The 7,990-nt window shown below is 59.2% G+C and carries 10 protein-coding genes; 4 read left to right on the top strand and 6 right to left on the bottom strand.

Going from position 1 to position 7,990, the window contains the following annotated elements:
• Positions 1-154: 154 nt before the first annotated feature.
• The 5 genes from C2L58_RS15200 to C2L58_RS51495 all read right to left on the bottom strand — a co-directional run bounded on the left by C2L58_RS15200 (position 155) and on the right by C2L58_RS51495 (position 3,276).
• Positions 155-634 carry a helix-turn-helix domain-containing protein gene (locus tag C2L58_RS15200; protein WP_441296305.1) on the bottom strand — a complete coding sequence of 160 codons (480 nt, stop codon included), beginning with the start codon at positions 632-634 and terminating at the stop codon, positions 155-157.
• A 1,002-nt stretch (positions 635-1,636) separates the two neighbouring features.
• Entirely contained in the window at positions 1,637-2,086 is a 450-nt protein-coding gene (locus C2L58_RS48630) for a hypothetical protein (RefSeq protein ID WP_146073601.1), read from the bottom strand.
• Positions 2,083-2,472: a hypothetical protein gene (locus C2L58_RS48635; protein WP_146073602.1), complete on the bottom strand. Its 390-nt coding sequence runs from the start codon at positions 2,470-2,472 to the stop codon at positions 2,083-2,085. Before C2L58_RS48635 ends, C2L58_RS48630 begins: the two co-directional genes overlap by 4 nt.
• A 43-nt stretch (positions 2,473-2,515) precedes the next feature.
• A complete protein-coding gene (locus C2L58_RS15205; protein WP_103338226.1) occupies positions 2,516-2,812 on the bottom strand; it encodes a helix-turn-helix domain-containing protein in 297 nt (98 codons plus the stop codon).
• Between the two features lie 20 nt (positions 2,813-2,832).
• The gene (locus C2L58_RS51495) at positions 2,833-3,276 is read right to left on the bottom strand and encodes an Imm1 family immunity protein (protein ID WP_103338227.1); all 444 of its coding nucleotides are present in this window, start codon (positions 3,274-3,276) and stop codon (positions 2,833-2,835) included.
• 273 nt (positions 3,277-3,549) lie between these two features.
• On the opposite strand from C2L58_RS51495, the gene C2L58_RS48640 reads away from it, so the two are divergent.
• Positions 3,550-5,025: a helix-turn-helix domain-containing protein gene (locus C2L58_RS48640; RefSeq protein ID WP_146073603.1), complete on the top strand. Its 1,476-nt coding sequence runs from the start codon at positions 3,550-3,552 to the stop codon at positions 5,023-5,025.
• Here the strand turns inward: C2L58_RS48640 and C2L58_RS15215 are convergent.
• Complete coding sequence (locus C2L58_RS15215; RefSeq protein ID WP_158264120.1) at positions 5,022-5,951, bottom strand: phosphotransferase family protein; 930 nt, start codon at positions 5,949-5,951, stop codon at positions 5,022-5,024. The genes C2L58_RS48640 and C2L58_RS15215 overlap by 4 nt on opposite strands.
• A gap of 410 nt (positions 5,952-6,361) precedes the next feature.
• On the opposite strand from C2L58_RS15215, the gene C2L58_RS15225 reads away from it, so the two are divergent.
• Genes C2L58_RS15225 through C2L58_RS15235 form a run of 3 tightly spaced genes read left to right on the top strand, consistent with a single transcriptional unit; the run spans position 6,362 to position 7,892 of the window.
• Complete coding sequence (locus C2L58_RS15225) at positions 6,362-6,694, top strand: WhiB family transcriptional regulator (protein WP_103338230.1); 333 nt, start codon at positions 6,362-6,364, stop codon at positions 6,692-6,694.
• Positions 6,691-7,029 carry a hypothetical protein gene (locus C2L58_RS15230; protein WP_103338231.1) on the top strand — a complete coding sequence of 113 codons (339 nt, stop codon included), beginning with the start codon at positions 6,691-6,693 and terminating at the stop codon, positions 7,027-7,029. Before C2L58_RS15225 ends, C2L58_RS15230 begins: the two co-directional genes overlap by 4 nt.
• Entirely contained in the window at positions 7,026-7,892 is an 867-nt protein-coding gene (locus C2L58_RS15235) for a hypothetical protein (RefSeq protein ID WP_103338232.1), read from the top strand. Before C2L58_RS15230 ends, C2L58_RS15235 begins: the two co-directional genes overlap by 4 nt.
• Positions 7,893-7,990 lie beyond the last annotated feature (98 nt).

The following is a 7,990-nucleotide window of genomic DNA, read 5'->3' on the forward strand; positions in this document are numbered from 1 at the left end:
CGTCGGCGACAACTACGACTTTTCTAGTGCGCTTTAAACAAGCTGCTCACCTGCGGAAACACTGGGTTAGCCCAAAGTGTCCCGTGACCAGCCGCGTTCGGTCTATACGAACTCCCCAGCGGCTCGACCCGCAGATCGTCCTCATGGGGCTGTGTCACGGCTGGCCCCTGCGGCGTAGTCTGACCCCTTCGGCGATCAGGATGTTGCGGGTCTGGTTATAGGACATGCGGTAGGTGGATGCGAGCTGCCGGATTGAACGCCCGTTGCCGTAGGCGTTGACCATGCCGGGCGGGGTTGGTGGCAACGGGATTCGGGGTGGGCGCAGCGCGATACCAGCGCCTATCAGTGCGGTGCGGATTTTGCGGTAGCTGTAGGGATGGCGCGCGGCGAGGCTTTCGAGGGTTTCCCCGGCGGTGTAGTGCTCGGCAAGCTCTCGCATGACGTCGGCGGGGATTTCGGCGGGAACGATTGTAGAATCTTCCTCTTGAATGTCTGCGTACTCATGAAGAAGTTCCAACATTTCATTCAGCATGTTGGCGTACTCGTGTTGCTTGTCCGGCGTCATCTCGCCGAGCATCAACGCCTGTGCGATAGTTTCCGCATGACCGTGGTTTCCGCTCGGGCATGGGTTCATGAACTCCAATCGGCCATAATGGTCGCGACTATTTAAGCTTGCGCAGTCCTTCTAGGATGCGCTTGATGAGCTCGTCATCTGGCGGCGGTAAAGCTAACTCCCTCGTATGACGCACTGGCTGTCGCACGTAGACCCTAGGGCGTCCCGGCAATGGCAACGTTCCGCGAAAGCTTCCGTCAAGATTCGAATCGCGCGGAAACCGTCCGCGTGGAAGTTTCGGAATGACGTCGGTGTCCGCATTGGCAAGATCGCGTGCAATTCGGCTACGAAGCCCTTCCACTGAGCGTTCTGGATAGCGACTGAGAAACTTCCTACGATCACGTCCACTGCGATACTCACTAAGGATCCAAATAGCTAGCGCTATACCTAGCACCGCCAATACGACTAGCGAGCCGATCCCCCAGATAATCATTATTCTGGCGGCTCACGAACGGCGTGCCGACCCTCCGATTTCGAATCGGGCATCTTGTCTGCGTAGAGCTTAAGGGCTTCGGCTAGCGCGGAAAGCATCCCAGCGCATTCCCTTAGCTCGTATGACGACGCATTACCAGCACGGAAACGGCTTGCCACCGATTTGAGGTTGGCGCCCGTCGAACTGATGTGCTCGGAGATGCTTGCTCGGGATTGACTCATGCGCCGACTCCTTATTTTTCTGATGGCGTTCGCTTCGAGCGCCTTCCGTTATATCCAGTCTTTCTGCGGAAGTATGACGGGCCACCGAATGGGCCAGTGCGGAAGTAACGACGTTGCCGAGGCGTGCCCGCGTCGACTACCTGCTCGACGACTACCCCATCCTTGAGAAACCTGCTGACTATCGAGTAGACCTCCTCCACGCCGACGCCGCTACGCTGGGAAATCTCGGATAAAGTCAGATTTTCGGCACAGTCCCAAAGCGTGCTCAACACGGCGCGTTTCCGCGGGTTGAGGCGCCTCCTGAGTCGCTCAGATTTGGCTTGATCCGCTGACCAGTCCACTTCAGCATGGACGGCGATTTCAGTCCGCTCAGGCGATGAATTCACTATCGGATCCACGCGTGAATCCTTGGGTCAGTTTCTCTACCTCTTCGGTGCATGTTCCGTCGGCACAGTTAAGCAGTTCTATGAGCATGTCGTACAGTTGTCCCTCAAGAATCCCGTTCTCATTGCCGCGATCAAGTAGCGCCCAGGTCATTGCGTTGTACATTTCATCTCTACTGCATAGCTCGTCAGCGAAGAGTAGATGGATAGCACGGAAGTGAAATCCGTAGTCGTCCACGCGCGGCCAGCGCTCTAACTCCAACCGGAAGCACGTCTCCGCAAGAATAAGGCCAACTGGCGCCTCCGTGTGTCCGTCGGCAATGAGTTGCTCGACAGCAGAGACGGCCGGAGCAAACTCGCATGTGTTGACGCATTCGACGATTGTCGCATACGCGTTTGACTTCGCGGCTTCAAAGTCAGGATTCGCGGCAGTCACTCGATCACCGTCTTAAGACGCATGGCAAACACCTCTGCGTGTGCCGTTACACATAACTGATCAATCATCAAGTCCTGCAAAAGCTCATTATGCGCCAGATGACGTAAAGAGGGGACCACAACATGATGGGCGTCAACCCGCACAAGTTCTTCAATCAGTTCATCGAAAGCTTCACGGGAGCCACAATTGAACTCAAAGAAAAACTGGACAAAGTGAAAGCCGCGCTTCTCAGCGTACGCAACCACTTCACGTTCTAATTCCCAGACCTTACTATCGGCAACGTCGCACGGCACGCGCATATAGCCGTAGACGTGCGGCATTACGCTTGCGCGATCGAGAACTGATGTGAATCCCGTCGAAATTTCGCGCTCTGCATGTACTGTCATGGTTGGTCGATTTCGTTAGTAGGACTGACGAGAAGCGCCCTAGTCAATTGCGATGACGCAACTTCGGGTTGACGTATTCGACTTCGCGTATCACCCACTCGATCAGTTGCAGGCGAGGGAGACTTAAACCATCCGCAAGCCGCATACTCATCGGAACGGTTCTGACAGGTCTCCGATTAGCCTCGATCGCCGATAACGCAGACGCAGGAATACCAATCTTTTCTGCCGCTTCGGCTTGGTTCAAGTCACGCGTGCGCCGCACCCGTTGCACCAATCTGCCGACCGGAACGTACAGACCTTTCTCTACATCCGGAAGCCAGATGCGGCTAACCTCGGTCATGTTGCCCCCGCTGTCGTGCTCTAATATTGGTCATGGGGCGTCCACTGAATGCATGTTGGGCGCGTTCGCGTGTCTAACCATTCAAATAATGCTCGCCTAGCGTCGCCAATTGGTATAGCAGCAGTGACTGGAAACACCGCTCCGGTGGTGCCGTTGAAAATGAGCCTAACGCCTGGCGTGACAGGATTAGGATTCATGCTATCGGCGATAACCATGTCGGGATCGCTGTTGTCGGTGTAACTCAAGGCCGCTAGTCCGAGAGATGGGCGAGCGCTGATTCGGAATTGATGATCCGGGAACGGGCCGTCTTTTGGTGACTGGTAGAACGCGATGTCACCGATGTTCAACGTGCTTTCCCAGTCCTCGTGTTCCAGGGAAAGTACGTACCCGATCAATTCGGAACAATTGGTACGGCCCTCCGCTATGCGGGCCGTACCGTCAGAGATTAGTCCTGTAAGAATCATCGCGCCGTGGCTACCGTTCTCCCAAACTCTTGTGACCCGCCTAATCAACGGCGTGTTATTGAGTACGATTTCGCCTGCTGCGGGGGGTGTCTATATCGGCTTCGGCATGCGCTACGCCTGTGCGGGAATACTGGCTGGTCAACCGGTCGGCGCTACCGTGAGTGGTCATCCTTATGGCGGACAGTGCTCACTGTGTGTACGTTCACACGTGAGGGATGTACGCTGGTCAGCAGGGGTACGGACTGGCACGCGGCCGACGTGGGGAGGCTGGGCATGACGGGGGTGAACGCCGAGGTCAGCGCTGGCCGGCATCGGTGTGCTGGTTGTTCTGTGGTCCTCGCCGTCGACAACACGTCACGGTTGTGTAGTCGCTGTCATCGCGACCAGCGCGACCAGCTCCGCGTTCCGCCTGTCCTAGGGGACGATTTCTGGACCACTGACGACTTGCAAGCCGCTTTCCAGAGCGAGCACATAGGTAAGGTCTTGAAGGCGTACCGGAATCACCCTCGCCACCTGAAGCTCTATGGCAAAGCTCTGAATCAGGAAGTACTCGGGCGCTGGCTGAGCTTGACGCAGGCGCAGGTTTCTAAGCTGGAGAACGGACGCGCGGAACAGAACCTGGAGACGCTCCGTCGATACGCCAAAACGCTACATATGCCACAGGATATGCTGTGGTTCAGTCTACCTGGGCAAAATCTGATCACGACGCGCGAAGGCCTGTCCGCATTACAGGTTCCGATTGTATTGGAGCAACCGGCGGCTAGGGCCATGTTTGTATGGCCGGACACGACCGAACTTCTGACGGCGCATCTTTTCGGCGAGCCATCAGAACCGGGGCCTACTCGGACACTCGCGGTCGGCATCCGGGATACCACGGCCGACCTCATGGTCATGGATTTCAAGCGCGGCGGCGGCCACACTCGTCGGATGCTTCTGCATTACTATCAGGAAGAGGTCGCCCCGCTGCTGAGTTGGCAGTACCCGGATAAGCGGATAAGAAACGACATTTTTAGCGCCGCCTCCGAAACGCTGCAATTGCTCGGTTGGAGTGCGTACGACGCGGGAGACCACGACTCCGCCAAGCGCTACTGGAAGCAAGCACTTCAGTTGGCACACAAAGCCGAGGACATCCTTATGACGGGACGCATTTTATGCAACCTGTCACATCAAGCGAACTTTCTGGGTAATTACGATGACGCTTTGGTTCTCGCAAGGAAGGCTCAAGCGGTAACCAAGGGCAAAGCTGGCAATAGGTTTATGTCCATGGCGCTTTCCATGGAGGCGCGCGCTCACGCGAATCTAGGCGACGTAGTAGAGACGACGCGCACTTTACGGCGCGCGCAAGAGCTTCACGAAAAAGGTCCTTCGGTTAGCGATCCCGAATGGCTGACGTACTTCACTGCGCAAGAGATAGCGAGTGAAGCGGCGCATTGCTATAGGGACTTGGGCTTGGCCGACGAATGCCGCGAATTCGCTGAGTTGTCGATGGACCCGGTCTATACTCCTCCGAGGACCCTGGGCTTTATGCGACTGGTGGCGGCCGCCGGATCGTTGGCGGGCGGCGATATCGACCATGCCGCTACCCTGGCAACAGAGGCAATCGAACTCAGCATCTCTCTACAGTCGGCGCGATACGTCAAATACGTTACCGACTTTTACAGCGCCTTGAGCGCGAAGGATCGAGCTCTGGGAAAACAGATTGCCGACTCTCTGCGAAGCTATTACCCATCGTTGATTCTACCTGATTAGTAAGGCTTCCACGGTTGGTCACTGCGTCCAGTTCGAATTGTCTTCATTCGCACTGCGAATTCGTCGGCGATTTCTTTCGACTCGTTCACGTTCTGCATTAGCCAAGTGGTCATCTTGATCTCTTGAATCTGACGCATCACATCGAAGCCCGACCATTCCATGACGTCGAATCCGTACGACTCGGCGAACAACGCATATTGGTCCCGAGACCAGAATTTAGCGGACGCGTACTCCGTTGCCGTAACCGACAAGTCCCATTCAGGTTGACCCCAACCGACGTTCTCAAAATCGATCAGTATTGGCGTTCCGTTCTCAATCATCACGTTCTTGATGTGCGCATCGCCATGAACCGGAGACGGCAGTAAAGGGTACTTTAAATTGCCAACCTCGCCGCACAGTTCCTCGAACTTGTCGCTTAGATACGATTTATCGCGGCCTGAAACCGGCGACAAAGCCAATCGTTTTGCCACCCGATCGTAGAAGTTCGTCTCAGGTAGAGCGAAACGCTCAGGCAAGGGAAGCCCATGGAATCGGCGCAATAGACGGGCAAGCGCTGACACGTAGCCTGCGTCCGCATCCTCGCCGGGAATGAGCTTCCAGAACGTGACCGGGTGGCCACCCACTCTGATTGGCTGACTAATGTAGTTAGCCACGCGTGCGGCAGGGAAGAACACCTCTTGTTCGAGCCATACGGCTACGGAGACTTCGGTCTGGACTTGCTGCCAATAGTCCAGTGTTCGCGCGATGCGGACGACAATCGGATCGAAGCGCAACCTATACAAAGCGTTCTCGCCGAGACGAAGTAATACCGCTCCGTCCGGATTGAGACCCGCTTCCGTGCATGCATCCCGCAAGATGCGACGCGTCGAGTCCCCAGAGAAGCCGCTGACCTCGCCTCCGGTGGCACCACTCTCACTCTCTGTCACAAACGTGATGCTACCACGATGACAACGTCCCGGCCGGGCGATATTCCGGCCAAGAATATAGCAAGATTGATATTCTTTCTCAGAATATGCTCGACTCTCGATCATGCGCCTGACCTGCGGATATGTTCGTCCGAGAATAACCAAATTCCGCCGGCGACATAGTTGTTCCAGCCAATCTGCGGCGTACTGATTGCAGCAGCTCGCAAACCTGCGGGCCGCAGGCAATCAATCAAAGGAACAACAACCATGAAGACGCATTACTCAATCCGCGAAGCCGCTTGGCTTCTCAACATCGACGAGTCCCACCTCTGCGCGGCAATTCGAAGGGGCGTGCTCCGCGCGGAACGTCGCCGTTCCCGTCTCGTCATCCCGGCCGCCGAGCTGCGGCGCATGCTCGACGGGGGTACGCGATGACTGGATACGACCACGAGGAGATGGCTGCCCAGCTCGACCGGTACGCCGCTGTGCCGGACGACGTTCTCAACGAAGTGGTAGCCCGAGACGGTTTGTGTTTCTGGGCATTCGACCGGGCCGACATCCCCGCACTGTCCGGCGAGGCTTCGCCGGACCGGGAGTTGGCCTTCCGGATGTGTGCCGGGTGCCCGGTGATCGATCAGTGCCGGGAACTGGACTTGCGGACGGCCGGACCGGACGCGGCCGGGGTGTGGGGCGCCCTGTCGGACACCGATCGGCGCGCCTTGTACCGGGTGTGGTCGCACCGCCGGGGTGGTGAGGCGCGATGACGCTCAACCCCACGCCCACTCAGATCCTCGCGGGGATTGGGGTGCTGCTGGTGCTGTTCATGGTCTGGCGGTGGAGCGCCCGCAAGGCTCGCCGTGCGGCGGACGCGGCGCGGGCAAGTTCGCGGGTGGTGTCGCTGGCCGGGCGGGTGCTGTTCACCGGTGCCGGGTTCACCGGCGTTCAGTGGCTGGTGATCACGCATGTGCACAACCCGACGTTGGTGCTGGTGGTCCTCGGAGTGCCAGACCTCATCGCGGCCTACGTCCTGACACGTGCTCTCACGATCACGTCCATGGACACCGTGAACACCCGTCGCCGGGGTGGTGGTCGCCGATGACCACCAACCACACGCCGGACACGCCGACGACGGCGGGCCGGGCGGGTCGGCTGGCCGAGGACGCTCGAGAGGCGGCGGAGGTGCGCCGCTCGCAGACCCACCCGGATGTGGTGGCGTTGCGGGTGGAGCGGGTCCGGGCTCAGGTGGACCGGCTGTGCTGGTCCGGGATCGTGCTCGGGTTGGCGTTCACCACGGCCAATGTGCAGTGGTTCGCCGCCGCCGGTTCGGCCGTGGGGTCGCTTCCGTGGCTGACGGCGTGGCTGCTGGACCCCACGGTGTGCCTGGTCCTGCTGGCCATCCTGCGGGCCGAACAGGTCACTGCCCGGTACCAGGTCCACACGGGAGCGTGGGTTCGGGCGGCGAAGTGGTTCACGCTGGCCGCCACGTATGTGATGAACACCTGGTCATCGTGGGTGTCCGGTTCGCCGGCCGGGGTGGTGCTGCACTCGGTTCCGCCGCTGGTGGTGTTCGTCGCCGCCGAAGCGGTCACCGACCTGCGGGACAAGCTCACGGACGCCGTGGCGGTGGCGTTCATGAACGCCACCGACCGGGCGGGCGCGCCGGAACCGGCTCCGGTTCGGGAACCGGCCGTGCCGGTCCACGAACCGAACACGGCGGCTCACGAACCGACCGGACCGGCAGGAGAGCCGAGCGGGCCGGTTGGTGAACCGGCGGCACCGCGACCGGTCCGGCGGAAGCTGTTCGCCGACTACCTCGCCGACACCCGCGCCGCGTGGACGCCCGGTGTGGAGATCACCCCGGCGTGGGTGCGAGAGGCAACCGGGTGTTCCCGGGGCTTGTCCTCCCGGCTCGCCGCCGCACTGTCGGCGGAGACCGGCAAGGGGGTGCGGGCCGATGGCTGAACCGAAGCGGGAGAACCACGACCACACCGCGCTGACCCCCGCCGCCGGGCGGGACGTCGAACACGTCGGCCCGGTGCTCGACGGCGAGTTGATCGACG

The sequence above is a fragment of the Amycolatopsis sp. CA-126428 genome, from assembly GCF_002904335.1.
Taxonomy (GTDB): Bacteria; Actinomycetota; Actinomycetes; order Mycobacteriales; family Pseudonocardiaceae; genus Amycolatopsis.

Coding starts and splice junctions, on each gene's coding strand:
- C2L58_RS15205 (WP_103338226.1), bottom strand. CDS start 2,812: ATGACCGAGGTTAGCCGCATCTGGCTTCCGGATGTAGAGAAAGGTCTG.
- C2L58_RS15230 (WP_103338231.1), top strand. CDS start 6,691: ATGACGCTCAACCCCACGCCCACTCAGATCCTCGCGGGGATTGGGGTG.
- C2L58_RS48640 (WP_146073603.1), top strand. CDS start 3,550: ATGACGGGGGTGAACGCCGAGGTCAGCGCTGGCCGGCATCGGTGTGCT.
- C2L58_RS48635 (WP_146073602.1), bottom strand. CDS start 2,472: ATGACAGTACATGCAGAGCGCGAAATTTCGACGGGATTCACATCAGTT.
- C2L58_RS15200 (WP_441296305.1), bottom strand. CDS start 634: ATGAACCCATGCCCGAGCGGAAACCACGGTCATGCGGAAACTATCGCA.
- C2L58_RS15225 (WP_103338230.1), top strand. CDS start 6,362: ATGACTGGATACGACCACGAGGAGATGGCTGCCCAGCTCGACCGGTAC.
- C2L58_RS51495 (WP_103338227.1), bottom strand. CDS start 3,276: ATGATTCTTACAGGACTAATCTCTGACGGTACGGCCCGCATAGCGGAG.
- C2L58_RS15235 (WP_103338232.1), top strand. CDS start 7,026: ATGACCACCAACCACACGCCGGACACGCCGACGACGGCGGGCCGGGCG.